Below are 25613 nucleotides of genomic sequence, written 5' to 3'. Positions count from 1 at the left end.
CGCCGGGCACAAATCGCGGTCCCCGCGCGTTACCGCCAGCGAAACCACCCATTGAGTTTTTTCCAGCGTAAGAGGAACGGGAGACATGGCGACTGACTACGACGCCCCTCGGAAGACCGACGACGAGCTTTCCGAGGACTCGATCGAGGAGTTGAAGTCTCGGCGCGTCGACAAGAACTCGTCGAATGTCGACGTCGACGAGACCGAGATGGCCGAAGGCTTCGAGCTGCCCGGCGCGGACCTGTCCGGCGAAGAGATGTCGGTGCGGGTCATCCCGCGCCAGGCCGACGAGTTCACCTGCACCCGGTGCTTCCTGGTGCATCACCACTCGCAGTTGGCCTCGGACGGCCCGGGCGGGCCGGTGTGCCGGGAGTGCGCGGCCTGATCCCCCTTCGGTATCGCCGCCTTCACCCGGGCGCCACGGCACCGCGCTACGCCAAGTCCGGCGATGCCGGTGCCGATCTGGCGACGGTCGAAGAGGTGACGCTGGCGCCGGGGGAGCGCGCGCTCGTCCCGACCGGGATCGCTCTTGAGATCCCGCCCGGGTGGGTGGGGCTCGTGCACCCGCGCTCGGGTCTCGCCGCGCGTCACGGGCTCACCATCGTCAATGCCCCCGGCACGATCGATTCGGGCTATCGCGGAGAGATTTTGGTCAATCTGGTGAACCTCGACCCGCGCGAGCCGATCACGCTGCGGCCCGGAGACCGGATCGCCCAACTGGTCCTGCAGGAAGTGGGTCAGGCCGATTTCGTCGAGGTCGATTCGCTTCCGGCGAGCGAGCGGGGGGAAACTGGACACGGATCAAGCGGTGGGTTCGGGTCGTCGGGGACGCCCCCTTCGACCCATCACCGACGCACAACGCCAAGAGGTGAGGCATAGATGTTCGGCCGCAAGAAGAAGCGCCGCGAGGACGAGGACGGGCAGGAGACGCCCGTCGTCGAGGCGGAGGAGCAGAGCGCCCCTGCGGAGCGGCCCGCGCGGCCCCTCGACCGGTCCGAGGTGGACGAGTTGGGCGACCTCCTCGACCTCGGCGGGCTCTGGCTGCCGATCGTCGGCGGGATGGAGTTGCGCCTCGAAGTCGATCCCTCCCGCGACGAGATCTCGGCCGCCCAGGTGATGGTCGCCGACTCGACGGTGCAACTCCAGGCCTTCGCTGCTCCCCGCTCGGGCGGTCTCTGGGATGAGATCCGCCCCGAGATCGCCGACTCGGTCACCTCCGGTGGGGGGAGCGCTGAAGTGGTGGACGGCCCGTTCGGCCGTGAACTGACGGTCCGGATCGCGCAGCCCGGCCCCGACGGTCGCCCGGCCATGGTGCCGGCGATCTTTGTCGGCTTCGACGGCCCGCGCTGGTTCCTCCGCGCGGTCTACTCCGGCCTTGCCGTTGTCGATCAGGACGCCCGGGCCCGGGTCGATGAGTTCATCTCTGAGGTCGTGGTGGTCCGCGGCGATCCCCCGATGGCACCGCGCGAGCTGCTCGCGCTCCAGGTCCCCCCGGAGGCCTCGACGGAGGCTCAGCCCGAGGATGCCGATGACGAGCCCGGTCGTGACGACCTCAACCCCTTCGAGCGCGGACCCGAGATCACCGAGGTGCGGTAATGGCCCTGCTGAGGCGCCTTCGTGATCTGCTCCGCGATGACGAAGAGGTCGAAGCGCACGAGTTGCGGGAGCGCTCGACCAGCAGCGGCGGTAAGGCCGTCGCCGACGCCCACGACCGTGAGGTGATCACCGCGATCGGGACGATTACGTCGGTCACCTTGCGTCCCCGCGACAGCGTCCCGGCCCTGGTCGCCGACCTCTACGACGGCTCGCAACAGATCAGCTTGACCTGGCTCGGCCGGCGTCAGATCCGCGGCATCAACCCCGGGGTCACGCTGCGCGCGACCGGACGGGTCTGCCACCCGAAGGGGGTGGCGACGATCTTCAACCCTGCCTACGAAATTGTCCCCAGCCGAGAGCACCGACCCACATGAGCACCCCGGACCAGACCGACACGACGCTCACCGTCGAGTCGGTGATCCGCCACCGCCTCTCGCAAGCGCTCGGTGGCCTACGCGGCTCGCTCGAAACCGCGCTGCCGATGATCGTCTTTGTGATCACGTGGTCGGTGACCACCGATCGCAAGACCTCACTGTCGGCCGCGGCCGGGGTGACGATCGTGCTCGCGATCGCCCGCGTGGCGCAGCGTCAAACCCTCCAGTTCGTCTTGTCCTCGGTGTTCGCGACGGCCCTCGCTGCCTTCTTCGCCTTGCGGTCCGGACGCGCTGAGGATGCCTTCTTGCCGGGCATCTTGACGAGCGCCGGGTGGGGGGTCGCGACGGTCGTCTCGATCGTCGCGCGCTGGCCACTCGTCGGGCTGCTCGTCGGCGCCTCGGACACCAAGGCAGCGGCGGCCGGTGACCCCTTCCGCTGGCGTCGCAATCCGGCGGTGGTGCGGGTCTGCACGCGGCTCACCCTCGTGCTCGCTGCGGTGTACGCGATCCGGGTGGCGATCATGGGCCCGCTCTATCTCACCGAGAATATCGCCGCGCTCACCGTTGCCAAGGTGGCTTTGGGTTGGCCTCTCTGGGCCGCTGCCGTCGCGGTGATGGGCCTCATGCTGGTCGGTGGGCATACCCCGATCGACCCCGAGGACGACTTCGTGACCGGCGAGGTCACGCAGGAGGGCTAAGCGTCAGCTCGGGTCCGGGTGCCCACGCCGTGGGCGGCCGGGTCGCATCATGTCTTCGAGATCACCTTCGGCGTCGGCCGTGGTGAGGAAGAGCAGCTCGTCGAGGGCCTCCAGAGCATCGTCGGGCCCCGGAGAGATCGGGCGCTGGTCGCGGATGATTCCCGCGAGGACGGTATCGGCGGGGAAGGAAATATCCCCGACCCGGCGGCCGACGTAGGGGTTGTCGGCGGGCAGGGTGATCTCGACCATCGTCGCGTGACCCTGCTGGAACTCAAAGATCCGCACCAGATCGCCGACGCTCACGGCCTCTTCGACGAGGGCGGTCATCAGGCGCGGAGTCGACACGGCGATATCGACGCCCCAGGACTCATCGAACATCCACTCGTTCTTCGGGTTGTTGACCCGAGCGACGGTTCGCGGGACCCCGAACTCGGTCTTGGCGAGCAAGGAGACGACGAGGTTGACCTTGTCATCGCCGGTCGCGGCGACGACGACCTCGCAATCGGCGAGCCCGGCCTCCTGGAGGGACGAGATCTCGCAGGCATCTCCGGCGAGCCAGATCGCATCGGGGACCTTCGTCACCCGAGCCTCGTCGGCGTCCTTGTCGATGAGCAACACCGTGTGCTCGTTGTGCAGCAGCTCGCGAGCGATCGAGCGTCCGACGCTTCCCGCTCCGGCGATCACGACACGCATCAGCTAGACCGTCCTTTTGGCTATTCGCGGACCGGCGGGGGATCGTCGAGGATCCGCTCGACGTCGTGGAGCCGTTCCCTGGGGATCACGAGGTGGAGCAGGTCGCCTTCCTGGTAGACCGTGTCCGCGCTCGGCAAGGCGCCCTCCCCGAGACGGGTGAGGTAGGCGACGCGGACCTGGGCCACCTCTTCGACCTCGGTGAGGCGCCGCCCGATCCACGACGGGCTCACCGCAATCTCGGCGAGGACGAGGCGCCCGGAGGCGTCGGTGAGTTCTGGGGCGTGGCCTTGAGGGAGGAGGCGGCGGAGCACCTGATCGGCGGTCCACCGCACGGTCGCGACGGTCGGGATGCCGAGGCGCTGGTACACCTCGGCGCGATCCGGGTCGTAGATCCGGGCCACGACATGCTCGACCCCGAACGTCTCCCGGGCGACGCGGGCCGCGAGGATATTGGAGTTGTCGCCGCTCGAGACGGCCGCGAAGGCGTAGGCGTCCTCGATCCCGGCTTCCATCAGCGCGTCCCGGTCGAAGCCGACGCCCGGAACCCGCCGGCCGGTGAACTCCGGCCCGAGCCGCCGGAAGGCGTCCTCGTCCTGGTCGATCACGGCGACCTCGTGCCCGAGGCGCTCGAGGGAACGGGCGAGAGAGGCGCCGACCCGGCCACAGCCCATGATGACGAAGTGCACGATGAGGACGGTACACGCCTTACCGGGGCTCACGCCTGACGGCATCGCGGGCCTAGACTCGGCAGACGTGTCATCCGGACGACTTTTTAAGCGGCTCATCCTCGGCCGCGCCATGCGCAGCGATCGCATGAGCGAGACCCTCCTGCCGAAGAGGATCGCCCTTCCGGTCTTTGCCAGCGATGCCCTGTCGTCGGTTGCCTATGCCCCGGACGAGATCCTGCTGACGCTCGGGATGGCTGGCGGGGCGCTCGCCCTCACCCAGTCGTGGAAGATCGCGCTCGCGGTCGCCTTCGTGATGATCATCGTCGTCATGTCGTATCGCCAGAACGTCCGGGCGTACCCATCGGGCGGAGGCGACTATGAGGTGGCGACGACCAATATCGGTCCGAAGGCGGGTCTGACCGTCGCCAGTGCCCTCCTCGTGGACTACGTCCTGACGGTCGCGGTCTCGGTGTCATCCGGTGTGCAAAATGCCGGCGCGGCCTTCGACTTCGTGCGCGGCCATGAGGTGATCGTTGCCTGCGTCATCGTGCTTGCCCTGACCGCGATGAACCTGCGCGGCGTGCGCGAGTCCGGTCGCGCGTTTGCCGTCCCGACCTACCTCTTCATGGTGACCGTCATCGGGATGGCGATCTTCGGTCTCTTCCGGGAGGTCACCGGCACCCTGCCGGCCGCCGAGAGCGCCTCGCTGGAGCTCGCTCCGGAGACCGGCTACGAGCAAATCGGCGCGGTCGCGATGGTCTTCTTGCTGCTGCGCGCCTTCTCCTCGGGCTGCGCCGCGCTCACCGGCGTCGAGGCGATCTCCAATGGCGTGCCCGCCTTCCGCAAACCCAAGAGCCAAAACGCGGCGACCACCCTGCTCATGATGGGGCTGATCTCGATCTCGATGCTGCTGTCGATGATCGCGCTCGCGCACTGGACCGGCGTGAAGTTCGCCGACGACCCGGCGCAGCAACTGCTGCGCGATGGGGTTCCGGTCGGCGAGGAGTATGTGCAAGACACCGTCATGGGGCAGGTCGCCAAGTCGGTCTTCTCCGAGGTCCATGCCGGCGTCGTGATCGTCTCGATCGTGACCGGCCTGATCTTGATCCTCGCGGCCAACACCGCCTTTAACGGCTTCCCGGTGCTCGCGTCCATCCTCGCCAAGGACGGCTACCTCCCGCGCCAACTCCATACCCGCGGTGACCGCCTCGCCTTCTCCAACGGCATCTTGATTCTCGCCGCGGCGGCCGCCGTGCTGATCTTCATTTACGACGCGAAGGTCACCGCGCTCATCCAGCTCTACATCGTTGGGGTCTTCGTCTCCTTCACGCTGAGCCAGATCGGGATGATCCGGCACTGGAACCGGCACCTCGCCCTGGAGCGTGACCCCTCGGAGCGGGGGCGGATGATGCGTAGCCGGGTTATCAACGGGATCGGCGCGACGATGTCCGGCACCGTGCTGGTCGTCGTCTTGCTCACCAAGTTCACCCACGGTGCGGGCTTTGCGGTCGCGGCGATGGCGCTGCTCTACGCGATCATGCTCGGGATCCGCCGCCACTACGACCGGGTGAGTGAAGAGTTGTCGGTCGAGGAGGGCGAGACCCGCCATCAGCTGCTTCCCTCCCGGGTGCATGCCATCGTGCTCGTGAGCAAGATCCACAAGCCGACGCTGAGGGCGCTGGCCTATGCCGCTGCGACGCGGCCGTCGCGGCTCGAAGCCGTGACCGTCGATGTCGACCCCGACGAGACGAAGGCCCTGCAGGACGAGTGGGATCGGCGCGGCATTCCGATCGCGCTGAAGAGTCTCGAGTCGCCGTACCGCGAGATCACCCGGCCGGTCGTCGACTACGTCAAGTCGATCCGCAGCGGCAACCCCCGCGAGCTCGTGGTGGTCTATATCCCGCAGTACGTGCTCGGGCACTGGTGGGAACAGGTCCTGCACAATCAGAGCGCGCTGCGCCTGCGGACCCGTCTGCTCTTCACGCCGGGCGTGATGGTCTCCTCCGTCCCATGGCAGCTCGAATCCGCCGAGGGAGCCGAGGAACGCCTCGATGGTCCGGTCGCGGGCGACGTGCGCCGCGGCGAAGGCATGGTCCAGCGGTGAGCGAACTCGATGTGGGCTCACGGGTCGAACTCACAGTCGGCCCGGTGGCGCACGGGGGGCACTGCGTGGCCCGGCACGAAGGTCGGGTGATCTTTGTCCGGCACGCGCTGCCCGACGAGGTGGTCATCGCGGAGGTGACCGAAGGGGGCGAAGGAAGCCGTTTCCTGCGGGCCGATGCGGTCCAGATCATCGAGGCCAGCGCGGACCGAGTCGCGGCGCGCTGCCCCGTGGCGGGACCGGGTGGCTGCGGTGGCTGCGACCTCCAGCACGTCTCCCTTCCGGCGCAGCGCCAGTGGAAGGCCACGGTGATCGCCGAGCAGTTGCGGCGGCTCGCGGGCATCGAGCGCGAGGTCATCGTCGAGCCGCTCGCGGATGACGATGGCTTCACCTACCGGACTCGGGTCGATCTCGCCGTCGACGAAGAGGGCGTCGCGGGATTGCGCAAGCACCGCTCACACGACGTCCTGCCGGTCGACGGTTGTCCGATCGCGGTCCCCGAGATCAGCACCGAGATCGCCCGCCTGACGCCGAAGCGGCACCCCGACGTCGGGGTGATCTCGCTCGCGCACACCTCGACCGGCGAGACCTCGGTCCGAGAGCGCCTCCGCGGGTGGCATACCGACGGCGGGGGCCTGCTGACCGAGGTGGTCCCCACCCCGAACGGGCAGGTGCGCCTCACGATCGCCGAGGACTCCTTCTTCCAGGTCCATCGGGACGCGCCGCGCGCCTTCGTCGACGCCGTGCTGGAAGCGGCGCAGGTGCGTCCGGGGGAGCGGGTCTTGGACCTCTACGCAGGCGTCGGGCTCTTCTCGGTCCCGCTGGCGCTCGCGGCGGGGGGTGACGGGCAACTCGTCGCGGTCGAATCCGATCCGGCGGCGACCGGGCTCCTGGCCGACAATCTTGCCGATACCCCCCAGGCCGTCGCGCTCGCGGGTCGGGTCGATGACCTCTTCGGGGTCGCGCGACCCAAGCCGAAGGGGAGGCGCCGCGGTGGTGGCCGGGGGAGGACCTGGGTTCCTGCGCGGTCGCCGCTCATGCCACCGAGCGCCGATGTCGTGGTCTTGGACCCGCCGCGGAGCGGGGCGGATCGCCATGTCATCGGCGCCGTGACCGCCCTTCGTCCTCGGCGGATCGTCTACGTCGCGTGTGACCCGGCCGCGCTCGGCCGCGACACCGGTTACCTCCGCGATGGGGGCTACGAGATGGGGGAGCTGCGGGCCTTCGATGCCTTCCCGCAGACCCACCACGTCGAGTGCATCGCGACCTTCGAACGAGCCGCCGACTAGGCTGGGGCGCAAGGCGCCGTGGCCCGCCGCGGTCGCCATGTGGTTAAATATCTTGACGTCAAGATAAATGACAACCTTCGGACTAAGGAGTCGGCTGTGGCCAGCGCGAACACCTTCAACGCCCACGGGGAGCTTTCCGTCGGCGAGAAGACCTACGAGATCTACCGCATCAACGAGGTCGAGGGTGCGGACACCCTCCCGTACAGCCTCAAGGTCCTCCTCGAAAACCTGCTGCGGACGGAAGACGGCGCGAACATCACCGCCGATCACATCCGCGCGCTCGGGTCCTGGGACGCCGACGCCGAGCCGAGCACCGAGATCCAGTTCACCCCGGCGCGGGTGATCATGCAGGACTTCACCGGCGTCCCGTGCGTCGTCGACCTCGCCACCATGCGCGAGGCCGTCTCCGATCTCGGCGGCGACCCGAGCACGATCAACCCGCTCGCCCCCGCCGAGCTCGTCATCGACCACTCGGTCCAGATCGATGTCTTCGGTCGCCCGGACGCTTTCGAGCGCAATGTCGAGTTCGAATACGCCCGCAACAAGGAGCGCTACCAGTTCCTCCGGTGGGGCCAGGGCGCCTTCGACGACTTCAAGGTCGTCCCCCCGGGCACCGGCATCGTCCACCAGGTCAACATCGAGCGCCTCGCCCGCGTCACGATGGAGCGCGACGGCGTCGCCTACCCCGACACCTGCGTCGGGACGGACTCGCACACCACGATGGTCAACGGCCTCGGCGTCCTCGGCTGGGGCGTTGGTGGCATCGAGGCCGAGGCCGCGATGCTCGGCCAGCCCGTCTCGATGCTCATCCCGCGCGTCGTCGGCTTCAAGCTGACCGGTGAGATGAAGCCGGGCGTCACCGCGACCGATGTCGTGCTCACGATCACCGACATGCTGCGCCAGCACGGCGTCGTCGGGAAGTTCGTCGAGTTCTACGGCGCCGGTGTCGCCGCCCTTCCGCTCGCCAACCGCGCCACGATCGGCAACATGAGCCCGGAGTTCGGGTCCACCTGCGCGATCTTCCCGATCGACGAGGTCACGCTCGAATACATGCGCCTCACCGGCCGCTCCGAGGAGCAGGTCGCGCTCACCGAGGCGTACACCAAGGAGCAGGGGATGTGGCTCGACCCCGACGCCGAGCCGCGCTTCTCCGAAAAGCTCGAGCTCGACCTCGCGACGGTCGTCCCGTCGATCGCCGGCCCGAAGCGCCCGCAGGACCGGATCGTGCTGTCGGAGTCCAGGGATGCCTTCGCCCGCGACGTTCGCGGGTACGGCGTCGAGGGCGAACTTCGCTCGGTGCCCGTCACCCGTGAGGGTCAAGAGATTGCCCTCAAGGACGGCGCGGTCGTGATCGCCTCGATCACCTCGTGCACCAACACCTCGAACCCGTCGGTGATGATGGCCGCCGCCATGCTCGCCAAGAACGCGGTGGACAAGGGCCTCACGGTTGCCCCGTGGGTCAAGACGTCCATGGCTCCCGGCAGCAAGGTCGTGACCGGCTACTACGAGAAGGCGGGCCTTTGGCCGTACCTCGACAAGCTCGGCTTCAACCTGGTCGGGTACGGCTGCGCGACCTGCATCGGTAACTCGGGCCCCCTTCCCGAGGAGATCTCCGCCGCGGTCAACGAGCACGACCTCACCGTCACCTCGGTCCTGTCGGGTAACCGCAACTTCGAGGGGCGGATCAACCCCGATGTGAAGATGAACTACCTCGCCTCGCCGCCGCTCGTCGTCGCCTACGCGCTCGCTGGGACGATGGACTTCGACTTCGAAAACGACCCGCTCGGGCAGGACGCCGACGGCAACGATGTCTTCCTCACCGACATCTGGCCCGCGCCGGAGGACGTCGAGGAGACCATTTCGCAGGCCATCAGCCGCGACCTCTTTGTCGACGACTACGCCGATGTCTTCGCCGGTGACGAGCGCTGGAAGTCCTTGCCCACCCCCGAGGGTCAGACCTTTGAGTGGGATGCCGATTCGACCTACGTGCGCAAGCCGACGTACTTCGATGGCATGACGATGGAGCTCACCCCGGTGACCGACATCAGCGGCGCTCGTGTGCTCGCCAAGTTGGGCGACTCCGTGACGACCGACCACATCTCTCCGGCCGGTTCGATCAAGGTCGACAGCCCGGCGGGTCGCTACCTCGCCGAGCACGGGGTCGCGGTCAAGGACTTCAACTCCTACGGCTCGCGTCGCGGTAACCACGAGGTGATGATCCGTGGCACCTTCGCCAACATCCGGCTGCGCAACCAGCTGCTCGATGGCGTCGAAGGGGGCTTCACCCGCTCCTTCATCGACGGCGAGGGCGTGACGGCCGGCGAGCAGACGACGATCTACGACGCCGCCGAGGCCTACCGTGCGGCGGACATCCCGCTCGTCGTGCTGGGCGGCAAGGAGTACGGCTCGGGGTCCTCGCGTGACTGGGCCGCCAAGGGCACCTCGCTGCTCGGGGTCCGCGCGGTCATCGCCGAGAGCTACGAGCGGATTCACCGCTCCAACCTCATCGGCATGGGCGTGCTCCCGCTGCAGTTCCCGGCGGGCATCAACGCCGACAAGTGCGGCCTCGATGGCAGCGAGACCTTCGACATCTCCGGGGTCACGGCGCTCAACGACGGCAAGACCCCGCGCACGGTCAAGGTCGTCGCGACCAAGGAGTCCGGCGAGACGATCGAGTTCGACGCGGTGCTTCGGATCGACACCCCCGGTGAGGCGGACTACTACCGCAACGGCGGCATCTTGCAGTACGTGCTGCGCTCGCTCGTGAAGTAGGCGAATCACCCTTAAGGGCCCGGTCACCGGTGGTGGCCGGGCCCTTAGTGTGGGGGGATGACTGAGCGACCGGTTGCCCTGATCACCGGAGGAACCCGAGGGATCGGCCGCGCCATCGCGGCCGAGCTCGCCGCCGATCACCACCTGCTGATCGGTGGCCGGGATCCGGAAGGGGTTCGCGCGGCCTGCGACGAGTGGCCGAGCGCAGCCCCCTTCGTCGCCGATCTGGCGGACGAGCGGGCGACCGCGGACGCTGCGGCGAGCGTGGAGCGGCTCGACGTCCTGGTGCTCAATGCTGGGGTGGCCGGTAGCGGGCGGATCGAGGATCTCGATCGGGCGCAGTGGCGCGAGATCCTCGAGCTCAACCTGGTCTCGGTCGCCGACCTCACTCGGCTGCTCCTGCCGCGCCTGCGCGAGCGGTCCGGTCAGGTCATCGCGATCAACTCCGGCTCGGGATACACCTCGCACCCCGGCGGTGGGGCCTACTCAGCGTCGAAGTTCGCGCTGCGCGCCTTCACCGACGCCCTGCGCGAAGAGGAACGAGGCGCGATCCGCGTGACCTCGATCCATCCCGGGCGGGTGGATACCGACATGCAGGTGGACCTGCAACGCCAACGCGGTCGCGACTACGACCCGGCGGACCACCTGCGGGCCGAGTCCGTCGCGGCGACGGTCCGACTCGCGGTGGACGCCACCGCGGACGCCATGATCGAAGAACTCAGCATCCGCCCGGTGCGCAGCCTGTGACCCAACCCGCCGGCCCGCTCCCCGCGCTGCTCCGGCCGGTCCTCGTGCTCGCGGCGTTGGTCTACGCCAGTTGGTTGCTGCTGCTGATCGTGAGCGGTGAGCCGAGCCCGGTCACCTCCTATGTCTCCGAAGGGGGGATCCCCGGCGCGCCCGGTCGGGGTGCCTACCTGACGGGCGACCTCATCGCGGGGTGTGCGCTCCTGATCGGGGCGCTCCTTCCGGGCTGGCCCGCGGTGCGCTCGGGCCCGCGGGCCGTCACGATCGGGCGGATCGCGCTCGGGGTATGGGGCCTCGGCACCCTCGTCGACGCCGCCTTCCCCATGACCTGCTCGGCGACCTCCGACCCAACCTGCGCCGTGGGTGGAGCGGCGAGCACCGCCGACCTCATCCATGCCGGCGCCAGCACCACCGCCAATCTGGCGCTGCTCGTCACGGTCATTGCCCTGACGATCGCGGTGACCTCGCTCTCTCGCGGGCTCGCGATGGTGGTGGTCGTGATGTGGGTCGGCTCGAGCGTGACCACGCTGATCTTTGAGCTGACCCAGGCGAACTACGCCCTCGGGCTCTGGCAGCGCGGGTTGCTGGCCCTCACGACGGCCTGGCTCCTCGCCCTCGCCTTCGAGATCAGGATTGAGCGGTGATCGGGCCGGGGGAGCGCCTGGAGGTCGTGGCCGATGAAGGGAGCGACGATGGGCTCGGCTGCATCGTCGCGTATCTCCCGGGGATGGCCCGGCCCGGACGCGACGCCTTCGGGGTCATCGAACGGGTGGGGCGCGGGCGCCACCTCGCGCTCGAACGCGCGAGCGTGCGCGAGGCCCTGACGTCGCCTGCCACCCTGACGGCCCAGGTGGAGGCGCTCGACGACGTGCTCGCCACGCACGCCCCTGACGCCCCGGCGATCGTGGTCGCCCACTCCTACGCCGGGCTGTCGGCGATCGCCTGGGCTGCGCGCCGGCCGGATCGCTGCCGAGCACTCCTCCTGCTCGACACCTCCATCCCGACGGCCCGAGCGCCGCTGACTCCTCTTCGGTGGCGCTGGGGCATCGCCCACTCGGCCGCGCGGGCGACCCGCGCCCGCACGACCTCCGAGGCGGCGTGGCGCTGGGCGGGGGCGATCGAAGAAAACGCGTCCTACGCCGAGGTGAGCCGGGAGGCGCACGATGAGGTGCGTGACCCCCTTCGCGCGCCGACGGTGGTCGTGACCGCCCGGCCGCTCATTGCTGGCCCGTTCGCGCGCTCGTGGATCAGTACGCAGGAGGCTCTCGCGGGCCGCCTGGGCGCCCTGCACACGATGGTTTGGCCGAGCGGACACCTCATCCCGACACGCCGCCCCGGCGATATCGCGGCCCTGATTCGTGCGGCCCAGGGAGGCCCAGCGGACACTCAGCGAGGTACACCTAGACTGGGCGGGTTGCCCAAGACTGGAAGGACCCCTTAGCCGTGACCGAGCTCGAGCGCATCGGTGGACCTCGCGACCTCGATGGCTTGTCCGAGGACCAGTTGAGCACCCTCGCCGAGGAGATCCGCGACTTCCTCGTCACGAACGTCTCCCGTAGTGGCGGCCACCTGGGCCCCAACCTCGGCGTCGTTGAGTTGACGCTCGCGCTGCACCGGGTCTTCCGCTCGCCGCAGGACACCCTCGTCTTCGACACCGGTCACCAGTCGTACGTGCACAAGATCCTCACCGGGCGCCAGGACTTCTCGGCGCTGCGCAGCCGCGGGGGGCTGTCGGGGTACCCCAGCCGCTCCGAGTCCGACCACGATGTCGTCGAAAACTCACACGCCTCGACCTCCCTCTCCTGGGCCGAGGGGATTGCCAAGGGCTATCGCCTCGCTGGTCAGGATCGGCATGTCGTCGCCGTCATCGGTGATGGGGCGCTGACCGGTGGGATGGCCTGGGAGGCGCTGAACAATATCGCCGCCGACAAGACCCTGCCGCTCGTGGTGGTCGTCAACGACAACGAGCGCTCCTATGCGCCGACGATTGGAGGTCTCGCGGCGCACCTGGCCTCCCTTCGCACCACCAGCCAGTACGAGTCGGTGCTGGATTGGGGCAAGGAGCGCCTCACCAAGACCCCCATTGTCGGGCGGACTGCTTACCAGGCCTTCCACTCGCTGAAGAAGGGGGCGAAGGACTTCCTCGCCCCGCAGGGGATGTTTGAAGACCTCGGGATCAAGTACCTCGGGCCGGTCGATGGTCATGACCAGCACGCCGTCGAGCAGGCCCTCAGCCAGGCGAAGTCCTTCGGCGGGCCGGTGCTCGTCCACGTCATCACGCAAAAGGGCCGTGGCTACGCGCCGGCCGTCAACGATCTCGCCGACAACTTCCACGGGATCGGGCAGATCAACCCCGAGACCGGGTTGCCGCTGGAGATCGCCGGGCGGAGCTGGACCGATGAGTTCAGTGACGAGATGGTCGCCCTCGGGGCCGAGCGCTCGGATGTCGTCGCCATCACCGCCGCGATGATGATGCCGGTCGGCCTGCAGCCCTTCGCCGACGCCTATCCCGAGCGCATCTTCGACGTCGGGATCGCCGAGCAGCACGCGACGACGATGGCGGCCGGGCTGGCGTTTTCTGGGATGCACCCGGTGGTCGCGATCTACGCGACCTTCTTGAACCGTGCCTTCGACCAGCTCCTGATGGACTGTGCGATGCATCGCGCGGGCGTCACCTTTGTGCTCGACCGTGCTGGGGTCACCGGTCCCGATGGGGCGAGTCACCACGGGATGTGGGATCTCGCCCTCACGGCGATGATCCCCGGGGTGCGGGTCGCAGCGCCGCGTGACGGTGCCCAGGTGCGCGCGTGCGTGCGCGAGGCGGTCGCGATCGAGGACGGGCCGACCGTCGTGCGTTTCCCGAAGGGGAGCGTCGCTCCGCCGCTGACGGCGGTGACGACCTACGGCAGCCTCGATGTGCTCGCTGGGTCGGCCGACGATGACGTGGATGTGCTCATCGTCGCGGTCGGATCGATGGCCCGCCTCGGGATGGACACCGCGGACGTGCTGGCCGAAGGGGGGACGCGCTCGGTCGTCGTCGACCCGCGGTGGGTGCTCCCGGTATCCGACGACCTCACCGCCCTCGCTCGCCGCGCGCGGGCCGTCGCGGTGATCGAGGACGGCAATGTCGCCGGCGGGATCGGCGGCGAGGTGGACCGGGTGCTCGCCGAGGCAGGGGTATCGGCTCCGGTGGTGCGGATCGGCCTGCCGAAGGACTTCCTCGACCACGCCTCCCGCGGTGAGGTCCTCCAGCACGTCGGGCTCACCCCCGCCGCGGTCGCCGAGCGGGTGCGCGAGCGCCTGCCCCGCTAAATATCGCGGAAGGGTCGCACGTCCGCGCCGAGTGCGTTGAGGCGCTCGGCGAGGTCCTCATAACCGCGGTTGATCACGTACACATTGCGCAAGAAGGACACGCCCGGGGCCGCGAGCATCGCGAGCAGGACGACGACGCCGGGGCGTAGCGCCGGCGGGCACGCCACCTCATTCGCGCGCCAGCGGGTCGGGCCGGTGATCTGCACGCGGTGCGGGTCGAGCAGGGTCGCCTGACCGCCGATCTTGTTGAGCTCCAACAGGTAGATCGCGCGGTTTTCGTAGACCCAGTCGTGGATCGTCGTCGTGCCCTCCGCGCAGGCGGCGATGAGCGCGAAGAAGGGCAGGTTGTCGATATTCAGGCCCGGGAACGGCAAGGGGTGGATCTTGTCGGCCGGGGCCTTCAGCGGGCCGGGGTGGGTCGTGATGTCGACCAGGCGGGTCTTGCCGTTCGCCGCGTGATACTCCTCCGAGAGGGTGTACTTCATCCCCATCTGCTCGAGGGTCGCGAGCTCGATCTCGAGGAACTCGATGGGCGAGCGCCGGATCGTGATCTCGCTGCCCGTCACCACCGCGGCGGCGATGAGGCTCATCGCCTCGATCGGGTCCTCGCTGGGGGAGTACTCGACGTCGACATTGATCTCGGAGACCCCCTTCACCTTCAAGGTGGTCGTGCCGATCCCCTTCACCTTCACCCCGAGCAACTCGAGGAAGAAGCAGAGGTCCTGGACCATGTAGTTCGAACTGGCATTGCGGATCGTGGTCCAGCCGGGGTGGCGGGCGGCGGCCATGAGGGCGTTCTCGGTGACGGTGTCGCCGCGCTCGGTGAGCACGATGGCTCGGTCGGCGGCCTCGGCGTTTTCCTCGGTCACCGTCGCCTCGTAGTGCCCCTGGTGGGCGATCACGTCGAGGCCGAAGTGCTTCAAGGAGGCCAGGTGCGGCTCGACCGTGCGGGTGCCGAGATTGCAGCCGCCCGCGTACGGGAGCTGGAAGCTCGGAGTTTCGTGGAGCAGCGGCCCCAGGAACATGATCACGGTCCGGGTGCGGCGAGCGGCCTCTTCGTCCATCGCGGCGAGGTCGAGCACCGGCGGGGGAGTGATCTTGAGGTCATTGCTGTCGGGCAGCCACTCGGTGACCACGCCGATGGAGTTCAAGACCTCGAGGATCCGGTTGACCTCTTCGATCCGGGCCAGCGAGCGCAGGGTCGTCGTGCCCTTGTTGAGCAGTGACGCACAGAGCAGGGCGACGGCGGCGTTCTTGCTGGTCTTGACGTCGATCTCGCCAGAGAGCTGGCGTCCGCCGTCGATCCGCAGGTGCACCGCGCCTTCGACACCGGACTTCCCGAGCGCGACGAACTCGGCATCGAGGGCCTCGCTGATCCGCGCGAGGGAGTCCAAGGTGAGGTTCTGTTTTCCGGCTTCAAAACGGGTGACCGCGCTCTGGCTGGTCCCGAGGAGGGTCGCCAGTTCCGCCTGCGACATGCCCTTGTTTTGGCGGGCATCGCGGATCAGTCCGCCGATTCGGACCAGATAGTCTTCAGCCATACCGTCAACGGTAACTCATATATGAGGTGAGTCAACCGCACGCCCATGTGGCGCGGAAAGTGCTGCTGGGCGGGGTTATTGCTGGGGCGGGCTGATTTTTCCGGGGCACCGGCGCGGGGGCGTGGGGAGCCTGTCGGGCATTGGCGCGGGAAGTGCTGCTGGGCGGGGTTATTGCTGGGGCGGGCTCCCGTTTCCGGGACATCGGCGCGATGGGGCCCGGGGACGGCGAAGGGGGATGCGCGCCAGTGGCGCACATCCCCCTTCGTCGTGGAAGCGATCAGCCGATCAGGCCGGGACGCTCGCGACCCCCGGCGGGAGGAAACGCCGGATGGGCATTGTCCTAGTCGGAGGAGAACCAATCGGCGCGCGCGGCGAACCAGCCGATGGCCCCCTTGCGATGGGTCATCCGCACGTAGATTCCCCAGAATCCGGTATCCGGCGCATACGCGATGCAATCGCGACCGGTGACCCGATTCGAGCGGAAACATGTCGGGTTCAGCACCAGGTTCCTGCCAGCCGCAGCGCGCGCATGCCACAACTCGTTGACCGCCTGCGAACTGCCGTGTCGCAACGCGCCCCGTCGGTCGCGCCGGTTAATGGCGTTAATCAACATCTGGGCCTTGGCGCGCTCCGAGTAGAGGAAACGCTTGCCCGGCACCATTTTCCGCTGCGCCTTGCTCCAGGTGAAACTCACCCTGCCGGTACCGGTCCCGCAGCACAAGCCTTCACCCGAGAGCTTGACCCCTTGCACATACGCGGTCGTCTTCTTGGCGGTGCGACGAACGCTATGGACGTCGGTCCGCGGGCCGAAGGCGGTCGTGTCGTACCGGCCGATCATCTGCCGCTTGCTGTTGTAGAAAAGAACGAAAGATGACCACGACGTTCCTCCGGCGTTGCAGTAGAGGACCGCGACGGCACCCTTCGAGGCGCCCGGCGCGATCGCGCCGACCTTTGAGCGAGACCGGTCGAGTCGAACAAACCCGTTGATGGGCTTGATCCCTGGGAGTTTGCCGTTTTTCAATCGTCCGGATTTGTGGCCGCACACGCTGGGCACGCGCACGTTGAGCAGGTCCTTGGTCGTGCGAAAACCGGTGCTCATCGCGGATGCGGGCTCGGTCGATGCCAGGGAGACAGCCGGTGGGGTGCTGGCAGGGCCGGACGAGGCTCGAGCTGGTGCGCTTGCGGCAAGAACAACCGCGGTGGCCATCAGGATCAGCGCGGTGATCAGTGACACGAGGCGCGTGAGACGACCCATCGTGGGCGAACTTCCTCTGGTCGCGGATGGTCGGGCATCAGGTGATCGACCCATTAATCGAAGTAGGACCAATCGGATCGGGTCGCTTTCCACGACACGCTCGACTTCGGATGGGTCATCCGGAGGGAAACACCTCGATACGACTGCCCAGCGAAGACAAAACACTGTCGAGCGCTTAGCGTGTGAAGAGCGGTGCATCGGCTACCCAGCGACAACATTCCGTCGCGCCGAGCCTCCCAGAGCATCGCGACGACGGGAGATGACCCGTGTCGCAGGGCCGCCTTTCGATTGCGCCGGTTGACGGCGTTAATCAACGACTGGGCCTTGGCGCGCTCGGAGTAGCGATAGCGCGAACCTGCGACCAGCTTCTTGCGCGACTTGCTCCACGTGAAGGACACCCGACCCGTACCCGTCCCGCAGCATGAGCCTTCGTCTGAGTACTCGATGTTCATGACATAGACGGTGGTCTTCTTCGGACTGAGCCGCATGCTGTGCACGATCGTACGACCCTGGAAAGTTCGCGTGTTGTAGTGGCCGATCATCTGACGCTTGTTGTTGTACATGACCACGTGCTGGGGCCAGGGGACCCCACCGGCCGAGCAGTTGAACACTGCCACCGCACCCCGAGCGGCCCCCGGCGCGATGTTTCCGATTCGCGAGCGCTTCTTGTCCAGCTCGACGAATCCTTCGGAGGCTGGGATTCCCGGCAGTTTCCCGTTCTTCAGACGTCCGGCCTTGTGGCCGCACATGCTGGGCACGCGCACGTTGAGCAGGTCCTTGGTCGACCGGAACCCCGGTAAGGGGGCCGCCGCCGGTGCGGTGGCCGCGGGCGCGTCGGCGACCGGGATTGGGGCGGACTGGGCGGGTGCGCTGATGGCGAGCGTGGTCGCTGCTAGCAGCGCGGAGACCGTGAGACGGCGGCGGGTGAGCGGGCCTCGCATAGAAGGAACTCCCTTGGGCAATGAGTGAGGCATCGGCGGGAGCCGGCGCCTCACTCATCGTCCTCCGGAGGATCGCCGACCGGTATCCACAAATCTATGGACGTCGGAAAGTGCGTCTGGGTGGGGTTATTGCTGGGGCGGGCTCCCGTTTCCGGGGCACCGGCGCGGGGGCGTGGGCAGTCGCTCAGGTGGTGGCGCGGGAAGTGCCGCTGGGCGGGGTTATTGCTGGGGCGGGCTCCCGTTTCCGGGACATCGGCGCGATGGGGCCCGGGGACGGCGAAGGGGGATGCGCGCCAGTGGCGCACATCCCCCTCCGTCGTGGAAGCGATCAGCCGATCAGGCCGGGACGCTCGCGACCCCCGGCGGGAGGAAGCGGCGGCCGTTGACCTTCTCGGAGATGCCTTCGCGGTCGAGCAGCGGCGTGACGCCACCGTTCCAGAACTGGAAACCGGCGCCGGTGATCATGCCGAGGTCGATATCCATCGGGGCCTGGGCGACGCCGTCGGCGAGCATCAGCCCAACCTCTTCGGCGATGACCGACAGGATCCGCTCACGGACCTGCGCCTCGTCGAGCGCGACCGGGTTCTCCGGCGCGATGTGCGCGGCGACGAGCTCGGGGTCGGGCACGGGCTTGCCGGTGTCCCAGAGGTAGTAGCCGGGCTTGCCCATCTCGACCATCTTCTGCAGGTTCGGCGAGACGTAGAACCGGTCGCCGAAGGCGCGGTGCAGGCTCTCGTTGTTGTGCAAGGCGATGGCCGGGCCGACGAGGCCGAGCAGGACGAAGGGGGGCATCGGGACGAGCCCCGCGATGGCCCGCTCGGCGACGGCCACATCGGTGCCCTCGTCGACGACCTTGGAGAACTCGCCCATGAATCGACCGAGGAGACGGTTGACGAGGAAGGAGCCGCTGTCCTTGACGAGGATCGTCGTCTTCTTCAGCGCCTTGCCCGCGGCGAACGCGGTGGCGAGCGCCGCGTCGTCGGTCTTCTCACCCGGGATGATCTCGAGCAGCGGCATGACCGCGACCGGGTTGAAGAAGTGGAAGCCCACGACCCGCTCGGGGTGCTCCAGCTCGGAGGCCATCTCGGTGATCGACAGCGAGGAGGTGTTCGACGCGAGGACGCACTCGGGCGTCACGACGGCCTCGACCTCGGCCCAGACCTTCTTCTTGACGCTCATCTCTTCGAAGACCGCTTCGATCACGAAGTCGGCGTCGGCGAAGCCGTCCTTGGACGTCGACCCGGTGATGAGGCCCTTGAGTTGGTTGGCCTTGTCCTGCGAGATCTTGCCCTTCGCGAGGGACTTGTCGATCTCGCCGTGGACGTAGGCGACGCCCTTGTCGACCCGCTCCTGGTCGAGGTCGGTCATCACGACCGGGACCTTCAGGTTGCGGATGAAGAGCATCGCCATCTGGCTCGCCATGAGGCCAGCGCCGACGATGCCGACCTTGGTCACCGGACGGGCCAGCGACTTATCGGGCGCACCGGCGGGACGCTTGGCGCGCTTTTGGACCAGCTCGAAGGCGTAGAGCCCGGCGCGCAGTTCGTCGCCCATGAGGAGGTCAGCGAGGGCCTCGTCCTCGGCGGCGAAGGCCTCTTCGCGGGTCGAGGTACGGGCGGCCTTGACCAGCTCAATCGCCCGGTAGGGGGCCGGGGACTTGCCGGAGGTCTTGGCGTCGGCGAAGGCGGTCGCGGCATTCGCGGCGGCCTCCCACTCGGCCTCGACGTCGCCGACCTCGCGACGCTCGATCGTGACCGAGCCACCGATGACCTCGGCGGCCCACTTCAGGGAGTCCTCGAGGTAGGTGACCGGGGCAAACATCGCATCGGCGATACCGAGCTTGAAGGCCTGCGGGCCGCTCAGCATTCGGTTCATCGACAGCGGGTTCTCGACGATGACCTTCAGGGCGTCGCCGGGGCCGATGAGGCGCGGCAGCATGTAGCAGCCACCCCAACCGGGCACGAGGCCGAGGAAGACCTCGGGCAACGCCAGGGCGGGGACGCCGGCGCTGATCGTGCGGTAGTCGCACGCGAGCGCGATCTCCACGCCGCCGCCCATCGCGGCGCCATTGACGAAGGCGAAGGTGGGGACCGAGAGGTCCATGATCGCGGAGAAGGCGGCGTGCCCGGCCTTGGCGATCTCCAGGGCCTGGTCGCGCCCGGTCACGCTCGGGACACCGGTCAGGTCGGCGCCCACGGCGAAGATGAACGGCTTGCCGGTGATCCCGACGGCCTGGATCTCGCCCTTGTCGGCGCGCGCGGCGAGTTCATCGACGGTGGCCTTCAAGCCCGCGATGGTCGCCGGGCCGAAGGTATTGGGCTTGGTGTGGTCGAACCCGTTGTCGAGGGTGATGAGAGCCATCGTGCCGGCGCCCCCGGGGAGGGTGACGTCCTGGACCGGAGTCTTGGTGATGACCTCGTCGGGGAAGGACGCGGTAAGGGTGTCGCTCATGCTCAGTTCTCCTTGCCGTAGTCGGCGTGGTGCGGGTTCTCCCAGATGACGGAGCCACCCATGCCAATCCCGATACACATCGCGGTGACGCCGTAGCGCACGCTCGGGTCCTCTTCGAACTGGCGCGCGAGCTGGTTCATCAGGCGCACGGCCGAGGAGGCGAGCGGGTGGCCGGTGGCGATCGCGCCGCCATAGCGGTTGACCTTGTCGGAGTCATCCGGGATGCCGAAGTGCTCGAGGAAGGCGAGCACCTGGACGGCGAAGGCCTCGTTGAGCTCGAACAGACCGATGTCATCGATCGTGAGCCCGGCCTTCTCCAGGGCCTTCTCGGTGGCCGGGACCGGGCCGTAACCCATGACCTCTGGCTCGACGCCGACGAAGGCGAACTCGACGAGGCGCATCTTGATCGGGAGGCCAAGCTCCTTGGCCTTGTCCTCCGCGGCGATGATGCACGCGGTGGCGCCGTCGTTGAGGCCCGCGGCGTTACCGGCCGTCACCGCGCCATGCGGGCGGAAGGGGGTCTTCAGGCCCTCCAGGTCGGCCATCGTGGTCTGCGGGCGCGGCGGCTCGTCGGTCGTCGCCAGGCCCCAGCCCTTCTCGGCGTGGCGGGTCGCGACCGGCACGAGGTCGGGCTGAATCTTGCCGTCGGCGTAGGCCTTGGCGAGCTTGGCCTGGCTGTTCAGGGCGTACTCGTCGGAGCGCTTCTTGGTAAGGCTCGGGTAGCGGTCGTGGAGGTTCTCGGCCGTCTTGCCCATGACGAGCGCGGAGGGGTCGACGAGCTTTTCGGCGACGACGCGCGGGTTGGGGTCGACGCCCTCACCCATCGGGTGACGGCCCATGTGCTCGACGCCGCCCGCGATCGCGATGTCGATCGCGCCGAAGGCGATCGACCCGGCGACATTGGTGACCGCGGTCATCGCGCCGGCACACATGCGGTCGACGGAGTAACCGGGGGTGGTGTTCGGCAGTCCGGAGAGCAGCGAGGCCATGCGGCCGAGGGTGAGGCCCTGGTCGCCGATCTGAGTGGTCGCGGCGATGGCGACCTCTTCGACCTTCTCGGGGTTCAGGTCCGGGTTGCGCTCCATGAGTTCACGGATGCACTTGATGACCAGGTCGTCGGCGCGGGTCTGGGCATACATGCCCTTCTCCCCGGCCTTGCCGAATGGTGTGCGGACACCATCGACGAATACGACCTCACGCAGGGTGCGGGGCACGTTAGGGCCTCTTTCTTTTCGCGGAAAAGGTGGGCAGGCGCCGATGACGATGGGTCGTCGGCGACCTTCCCCCAGGCTACTAAGCGCTTGCTCACCAGTCAGCACGCAGGGAAAGTGAGAGGTCTCACGTCCGGCGAAGGGCGATCAGCGGGAACGCCTAGCCGGGGTGATCGGCGAAGGCCTGGGCCAGCATGGGCGCGACGATGCCGCGCTGCCAGGGCCGGGCGCCGAGAGCCGCGAGCGCCGCGTCGAAGGCGGCGGGCTCGAGGGTGTCCGGTGGGGTCCAGATGACCCGACGCAGGGGGTCGGGCGAGATGACGTTTTCGACCGGGATCGTGTGCTCCTCGCCGAAGGCGGCGAGTGCCTCGCGGGTCGCGGCCAGTCGGGCGGCGGCGTTCGGGTTGCGATCGGCCCAGGAGCGGGCCGGCGGCGGTCCGTCGCTTTTCAGGCTTGCTGGCGGCAGGTCGGCGTCATCAAGGCCCCGCGCTCGGTCCAGGGCCGCGAGCCAGGTCCGGGATTGGCGCTGGATCGCGCGATGGCCCTTCGGCAGGTCGGCTGCGCTCTTGGGGTCGGCGAGGGCGATATCGACCAGAGCGGTGTCGGGGATGATCCGGCCCGGGGAGGTGTCGCGCTCCTTGGCGAGGTCATCGCGGGCGTACCACAGCTCGCGCACGGCGGCGAGGATCCGAGGTTGTCGGATCTTGTGCAGGCCCGAGGTGCGCCGCCATGGGTCCATCTTGACCGTGGGTTCCCAGGTGAGCAGGGCCTCGAACTCCTCGCGGGCCCACTGCGACTTGCCCTGTTGGGCGAGGTCGACCCCCATGAGATTGCGCACCTCGCCGAGGACCTCGACGTCGAGCGCGGCATAGCGCAGCCACGGCTCGGGCAGGGGCCGGGTCGACCAGTCGACCGCGGAATGCTCCTTGGCGAGGGTGAGTCCCAAGTAGTGCTCGACCACGGCGGCGAGGCCGACCCGGGGGAGGCCCAGCAGACGCGCGGCGAGTTCGGTATCAAAGAGTTGCCGCGGGCGCAGTCCCACTTCGGCCAGACAAGCGAGGTCCTGGGTCGCGGCGTGCAAAACCCACTCGGCGCTCCCGATCGCGGTGTCGAGCGGTTCCAGGTCGGGCAGGGCCATCGGGTCGATGAGCCAGCCTCCACTCCCTTCGCGCCGCAGTTGGACGAGATAGGCGCGTTGCCCGTAGCGGTACCCGGAGGCTCGCTCCGCGTCCAGAGCGACCGGACCGACGCCGTTGGCGACGGCCTCGGCGGCCTCGGCCAATTCGCGCTCGGCCGTGATCACCGGGGGGATCCCACCGGCAGGTTCGGTCAGCATCGGCAGCGAAGGATCCGGGATCGTGACCCGGCTCATCGACGCCTACCCGGGAGAGGGACCACGCCATCGGGAAGGGGAGGCAGGCCGCCAATCGTGCACAAAAGATCGGCCCAGGCCTGGAGGTGTTCGCCGGCCTCGTTGTCATGCGGGGTCCACGAGGCGCGGATTTCTAACTCGACCGACTGCTCACGGTCGTCGAGATCGCCGAAGGACTCCGAGACCACGCGGGTTACGGTACCTGCCGCGTGGGAGTAGGTGAGGCCCCGCTCGTCGAGGGAGTCCGCGAGCCAGGACCAGCCGACGCCGCCAAACATCGGGTCACCGGCGACCTCGGGCTCGAGTTCGGCGCGGGCGTACGTGACGACCCGCCACGGGCCACCCCAGGGTTCGGGGGATTCCGGATCGTGCAGCAGGACGAAGCGGCCGGAGGCGAGCTCGTCCTCGTCGTCGATGACATCGCCGGTCAGGGCGATCGCGTGGGGCGCGATGCGGGTGGGGGCAGGGACCTCGGTGAGGCGGACCTCCGGGCGCAGCCGGGCGGCATGGAGGTCGCGGATCGCGTCGGCGAACTCGCTCGACTCGGCGCCGGGGCTGCTATGGGTGGCCACGACCACCGAGCGTAGGCGTCGGGAGGCGAATCCGCCGGGAGGGCACGCCGAGCGCTGCGTAGCCTTGCTCAGCGTGACCGTCCTTCTCGCGCTCGGCTCCTCCGTCGTGTGGGGGACCTCGGACTTCGTCGCGGGGCTGCTATCCCGCCGCGTCTCGCCGTGGGTCGTGATGGTGTGGTCGCAACTGATCGGCCTGCTGATCATGACCGTGGCGGTCATCGTCCGCGGCGCGGGGATCGCCCCCGGTGCGTGGTTGGGGTGGGCGGCAGCCGCCGCGATCGCCGGCAGCGCTGGGTTGGGGTGCTTCTACTCGGCGCTCGCGAGCGGCACGATGGGCGTCGTCGCACCGATCGCCTCCCTCGGGGTCGCCGTCCCGGTACTCCTCGGGGTCATCGGCGGCGATGTCCCGAGCGCGACCGCCTGGGTCGGGATGGCCGCGGCGATCGTCGGCGTGGTCCTCGCCTCGGGACCCGAGATCCACGGCGACGCTGGGCCGCGTCCGGTCCTGCTCGCTTCGGCGGCGGGCGTCGGCTTCGGGTTAGCGCTCTACTTCTTGCACCGTGCCGCTCGGGATTCGTTGCTCCATGCGCTCTTCGGGATGCGCCTCACGACCGTTGTCGTTGCCGTGGTGATCGTCCTCGGGTGGTGGCTCGTGCGCCACCCCGCCGGCTCGGCGCTCCGCCCAGAGACCACCCCAGCGGCGTTGCTTGGGCTCGGCGTGGTCGGGGCGGCCGATCTCGGTGCCAACGCCCTCTTCGCGGCGGCGAGCACGACGGCGATGGTGAGCGTCGCGAGCGTCCTCGGATCGCTGTACTCGGTGGTGACGGCTGGGTGGGCTCGCCTGATCCTCGGCGAGCGGCTGCGCCCGATCCAGCTCCTCGGGGTCGCGCTCGTCGTCCTCGGCGTCGTGCTGATCGCGCTGTAGACCGGCTCGCCGGACAGCGGGCGGCCGCACCGTGCGAGGATGCAGGACGTGACTGAGACCCCCTTCGACCCTCGCCGCGACAGCCTCCTCGTGAAGGCCGCGCGCGGTCAGACCACCTCGCGCACCCCCGTGTGGTTCATGCGTCAGGCCGGGCGTTCGCTGCCCGAGTACCGCGCCGTGCGGGAGGGGACCGCCATGTTGGAGGCGTGCCGGAACCCCGAACTCGTCACCGAGATCACCCTCCAGCCGGTCCGGCGTCACGGGGTCGATGCGGCGATCTTCTTCTCCGACATCGTCGTGCCGCTCGCTGCGGTCGGGGTCGACCTCGACATCGTGCCGGGCACCGGGCCGGTCGTCGCCGCGCCCTTCCGCACGCGCGCTGACCTTGACCGGCTGCCCGACCTCACGCCGGAGCACGTCGGCGATATCACCAAGTCGGTGCAGATGCTCGTGCGCGAACTCGGCCCGACCCCGCTCATCGGGTTCGCCGGTGCCCCCTTCACCCTCGCGTCCTACCTCGTCGAAGGGGGACCGAGCCGCAACCACGAGCACACCAAGGCGCTCATGCATGGCGACCCGCAGCTCTGGCATGACCTCTGTGCCCGGTTGGCGCAGATCTCCGGAGCCTTCCTCCGCGTGCAGGTCGACGCCGGGGCGAGCGCCGTGCAGCTCTTCGACAGTTGGGCCGGGGCGCTCTCGCGGGCCGACTACCGCACCCACGTCCAGGAACACTCGCGGGCCGCGTTTGCCGCCCTCGATGGGCTCGACGTCCCCCGGATCCACTTCGGCGTCGGGACGGGGGAGTTGCTGACCGACATGTCCGAGGTGGGAACCGATGTTGTCGGGGTCGACTACCGGGTGGCGCTGCCCGATGCGATCGCCCGGCTCGGGGGGCGCTTCGCGGTGCAGGGCAACCTCGACCCGGCGCTGCTCTTCGCCCCCTGGGAGCCCCTGGAGCAGGCGGTGCGCCGCATCGTCGCCGAAGGGCGCACCGCACCGGGCCACATCTTTAACCTCGGGCACGGCGTGTTGCCGAGCACCGACCCCGATGTCCTGACCCGCGTCGTCGCGCTGGTCCACGAGGTCTCCGAGCGCTAA

At 68.6% G+C, this 25613-nt stretch carries 23 protein-coding genes; 14 read left to right on the top strand and 9 right to left on the bottom strand.

The genetic code is table 11. From position 1 onward, the window contains the following. Positions 1–85 precede the first annotated feature (85 nt). Genes AB8K43_RS05205 through AB8K43_RS05185 form a run of 5 tightly spaced genes read left to right on the top strand, consistent with a single transcriptional unit; the run spans position 86 to position 2668 of the window. Complete coding sequence (locus tag AB8K43_RS05205; RefSeq protein ID WP_370892173.1) at positions 86–385, top strand: DUF4193 domain-containing protein; 300 nt, start codon at positions 86–88, stop codon at positions 383–385. After that, positions 373–879, top strand: a complete 507-nt coding sequence (dut, locus tag AB8K43_RS05200) for a dUTP diphosphatase (protein ID WP_370892171.1) — start codon at positions 373–375, stop codon at positions 877–879. Before AB8K43_RS05205 ends, dut begins: the two co-directional genes overlap by 13 nt. Then, a complete protein-coding gene (locus AB8K43_RS05195; RefSeq protein ID WP_370892169.1) occupies positions 880–1596 on the top strand; it encodes a DUF3710 domain-containing protein in 717 nt (238 codons plus the stop codon). Then, on the top strand, positions 1596–1970 hold the full coding sequence (locus AB8K43_RS05190; protein ID WP_370892167.1) for an OB-fold nucleic acid binding domain-containing protein: 375 nt from the start codon (positions 1596–1598) through the stop codon (positions 1968–1970). The genes AB8K43_RS05195 and AB8K43_RS05190 overlap by 1 nt, the downstream gene beginning before the upstream one ends. Beyond that, the gene (locus AB8K43_RS05185; protein ID WP_370892165.1) at positions 1967–2668 is read left to right on the top strand and encodes a DUF3159 domain-containing protein; all 702 of its coding nucleotides are present in this window, start codon (positions 1967–1969) and stop codon (positions 2666–2668) included. The genes AB8K43_RS05190 and AB8K43_RS05185 overlap by 4 nt, the downstream gene beginning before the upstream one ends. 3 nt (positions 2669–2671) lie before the next feature. Here the strand turns inward: AB8K43_RS05185 and AB8K43_RS05180 are convergent, their stop codons facing one another. Together AB8K43_RS05180 and AB8K43_RS05175 are read right to left on the bottom strand one after the other, a co-directional pair. Further along, a complete protein-coding gene (locus AB8K43_RS05180) occupies positions 2672–3361 on the bottom strand; it encodes a TrkA family potassium uptake protein (RefSeq protein WP_370892163.1) in 690 nt (229 codons plus the stop codon). A 20-nt stretch (positions 3362–3381) separates the two neighbouring features. Next, positions 3382–4047: a TrkA family potassium uptake protein gene (locus AB8K43_RS05175; protein WP_370892161.1), complete on the bottom strand. Its 666-nt coding sequence runs from the start codon at positions 4045–4047 to the stop codon at positions 3382–3384. Between the two features lie 112 nt (positions 4048–4159). Here AB8K43_RS05175 and AB8K43_RS05170 point away from each other — a divergent pair, with 112 nt between their 5' ends. The 7 genes from AB8K43_RS05170 (at position 4160) to dxs (ending at position 14247) form a co-directional block, all read left to right on the top strand. Then, positions 4160–6133 (top strand): APC family permease, encoded by a 1974-nt coding sequence (locus AB8K43_RS05170; protein ID WP_370892767.1) that lies wholly within the window; start codon positions 4160–4162, stop codon positions 6131–6133. Then, complete coding sequence (locus tag AB8K43_RS05165; RefSeq protein WP_370892159.1) at positions 6130–7419, top strand: class I SAM-dependent RNA methyltransferase; 1290 nt, start codon at positions 6130–6132, stop codon at positions 7417–7419. The genes AB8K43_RS05170 and AB8K43_RS05165 overlap by 4 nt, the downstream gene beginning before the upstream one ends. A 96-nt stretch (positions 7420–7515) precedes the next feature. Beyond that, positions 7516–10191, top strand: coding sequence for an aconitate hydratase AcnA (gene acnA, locus AB8K43_RS05160; RefSeq protein WP_370892157.1), 2676 nt, complete (start codon positions 7516–7518; stop codon positions 10189–10191). 57 nt (positions 10192–10248) lie between these two features. Beyond that, the gene (locus AB8K43_RS05155; protein WP_370892155.1) at positions 10249–10938 is read left to right on the top strand and encodes an SDR family oxidoreductase; all 690 of its coding nucleotides are present in this window, start codon (positions 10249–10251) and stop codon (positions 10936–10938) included. Further along, positions 10935–11579, top strand: coding sequence for a DUF998 domain-containing protein (locus AB8K43_RS05150; protein ID WP_370892153.1), 645 nt, complete (start codon positions 10935–10937; stop codon positions 11577–11579). The genes AB8K43_RS05155 and AB8K43_RS05150 overlap by 4 nt, the downstream gene beginning before the upstream one ends. Continuing rightward, positions 11576–12376 (top strand): alpha/beta fold hydrolase, encoded by an 801-nt coding sequence (locus AB8K43_RS05145; RefSeq protein ID WP_370892151.1) that lies wholly within the window; start codon positions 11576–11578, stop codon positions 12374–12376. The genes AB8K43_RS05150 and AB8K43_RS05145 overlap by 4 nt, the downstream gene beginning before the upstream one ends. Before the next feature lie 2 nt (positions 12377–12378). Next, positions 12379–14247, top strand: coding sequence for a 1-deoxy-D-xylulose-5-phosphate synthase (gene dxs / locus AB8K43_RS05140; protein WP_370892149.1), 1869 nt, complete (start codon positions 12379–12381; stop codon positions 14245–14247). Here dxs and AB8K43_RS05135 read toward each other — a convergent pair. The 7 genes from AB8K43_RS05135 to AB8K43_RS05105 all read right to left on the bottom strand — a co-directional run bounded on the left by AB8K43_RS05135 (position 14244) and on the right by AB8K43_RS05105 (position 23590). Continuing rightward, complete coding sequence (locus AB8K43_RS05135) at positions 14244–15788, bottom strand: helix-turn-helix domain-containing protein (protein ID WP_370892147.1); 1545 nt, start codon at positions 15786–15788, stop codon at positions 14244–14246. The genes dxs and AB8K43_RS05135 overlap by 4 nt on opposite strands. Positions 15789–16128: 340 nt before the next feature. Beyond that, positions 16129–17022, bottom strand: a complete 894-nt coding sequence (locus AB8K43_RS05130; RefSeq protein ID WP_370892146.1) for a hypothetical protein — start codon at positions 17020–17022, stop codon at positions 16129–16131. 74 nt (positions 17023–17096) lie between these two features. Then, positions 17097–17984 carry a hypothetical protein gene (locus AB8K43_RS05125; protein ID WP_370892144.1) on the bottom strand — a complete coding sequence of 296 codons (888 nt, stop codon included), beginning with the start codon at positions 17982–17984 and terminating at the stop codon, positions 17097–17099. A gap of 336 nt (positions 17985–18320) precedes the next feature. After that, entirely contained in the window at positions 18321–20435 is a 2115-nt protein-coding gene (locus tag AB8K43_RS05120; protein WP_370892142.1) for a 3-hydroxyacyl-CoA dehydrogenase NAD-binding domain-containing protein, read from the bottom strand. Between the two features lie 2 nt (positions 20436–20437). Beyond that, complete coding sequence (locus tag AB8K43_RS05115) at positions 20438–21649, bottom strand: acetyl-CoA C-acyltransferase (RefSeq protein WP_370892140.1); 1212 nt, start codon at positions 21647–21649, stop codon at positions 20438–20440. 157 nt (positions 21650–21806) lie between these two features. Continuing rightward, positions 21807–23018, bottom strand: a complete 1212-nt coding sequence (locus tag AB8K43_RS05110) for an HRDC domain-containing protein (RefSeq protein WP_370892139.1) — start codon at positions 23016–23018, stop codon at positions 21807–21809. Beyond that, on the bottom strand, positions 23015–23590 hold the full coding sequence (locus AB8K43_RS05105; RefSeq protein WP_370892137.1) for a DUF3000 domain-containing protein: 576 nt from the start codon (positions 23588–23590) through the stop codon (positions 23015–23017). The genes AB8K43_RS05110 and AB8K43_RS05105 overlap by 4 nt, the downstream gene beginning before the upstream one ends. A gap of 73 nt (positions 23591–23663) precedes the next feature. Between AB8K43_RS05105 and AB8K43_RS05100 the strand changes: the two genes are divergently transcribed. Together AB8K43_RS05100 and hemE are read left to right on the top strand one after the other, a co-directional pair. After that, a complete protein-coding gene (locus tag AB8K43_RS05100; RefSeq protein ID WP_370892135.1) occupies positions 23664–24515 on the top strand; it encodes an EamA family transporter in 852 nt (283 codons plus the stop codon). Between the two features lie 39 nt (positions 24516–24554). Next, on the top strand, positions 24555–25613 hold the full coding sequence (gene hemE / locus AB8K43_RS05095; protein ID WP_370892133.1) for a uroporphyrinogen decarboxylase: 1059 nt from the start codon (positions 24555–24557) through the stop codon (positions 25611–25613).

It is taken from the genome of Janibacter sp. GXQ6167 (assembly GCF_041365945.1).
Lineage (GTDB): Bacteria > Actinomycetota > Actinomycetes > Actinomycetales > Dermatophilaceae > JBGFSK01.
This window is presented reverse-complemented; position numbering and strand designations above follow the sequence as displayed.

Bases quoted from the DNA above. Each gene is read 5' to 3' on its own strand.
- AB8K43_RS05205 (WP_370892173.1), top strand. From the start codon at position 86: ATGGCGACTGACTACGACGCCCCTCGGAAGACCGACGACGAGCTTTCC.
- AB8K43_RS05195 (WP_370892169.1), top strand. From the start codon at position 880: ATGTTCGGCCGCAAGAAGAAGCGCCGCGAGGACGAGGACGGGCAGGAG.
- AB8K43_RS05190 (WP_370892167.1), top strand. From the start codon at position 1,596: ATGGCCCTGCTGAGGCGCCTTCGTGATCTGCTCCGCGATGACGAAGAG.
- AB8K43_RS05185 (WP_370892165.1), top strand. From the start codon at position 1,967: ATGAGCACCCCGGACCAGACCGACACGACGCTCACCGTCGAGTCGGTG.
- AB8K43_RS05180 (WP_370892163.1), bottom strand. From the start codon at position 3,361: ATGCGTGTCGTGATCGCCGGAGCGGGAAGCGTCGGACGCTCGATCGCT.
- AB8K43_RS05170 (WP_370892767.1), top strand. From the start codon at position 4,160: ATGCGCAGCGATCGCATGAGCGAGACCCTCCTGCCGAAGAGGATCGCC.
- AB8K43_RS05155 (WP_370892155.1), top strand. From the start codon at position 10,249: ATGACTGAGCGACCGGTTGCCCTGATCACCGGAGGAACCCGAGGGATC.
- AB8K43_RS05135 (WP_370892147.1), bottom strand. From the start codon at position 15,788: ATGGCTGAAGACTATCTGGTCCGAATCGGCGGACTGATCCGCGATGCC.
- AB8K43_RS05125 (WP_370892144.1), bottom strand. From the start codon at position 17,984: ATGCGAGGCCCGCTCACCCGCCGCCGTCTCACGGTCTCCGCGCTGCTA.
- AB8K43_RS05120 (WP_370892142.1), bottom strand. From the start codon at position 20,435: ATGAGCGACACCCTTACCGCGTCCTTCCCCGACGAGGTCATCACCAAG.
- AB8K43_RS05110 (WP_370892139.1), bottom strand. From the start codon at position 23,018: ATGAGCCGGGTCACGATCCCGGATCCTTCGCTGCCGATGCTGACCGAA.
- hemE (WP_370892133.1), top strand. From the start codon at position 24,555: ATGCAGGACGTGACTGAGACCCCCTTCGACCCTCGCCGCGACAGCCTC.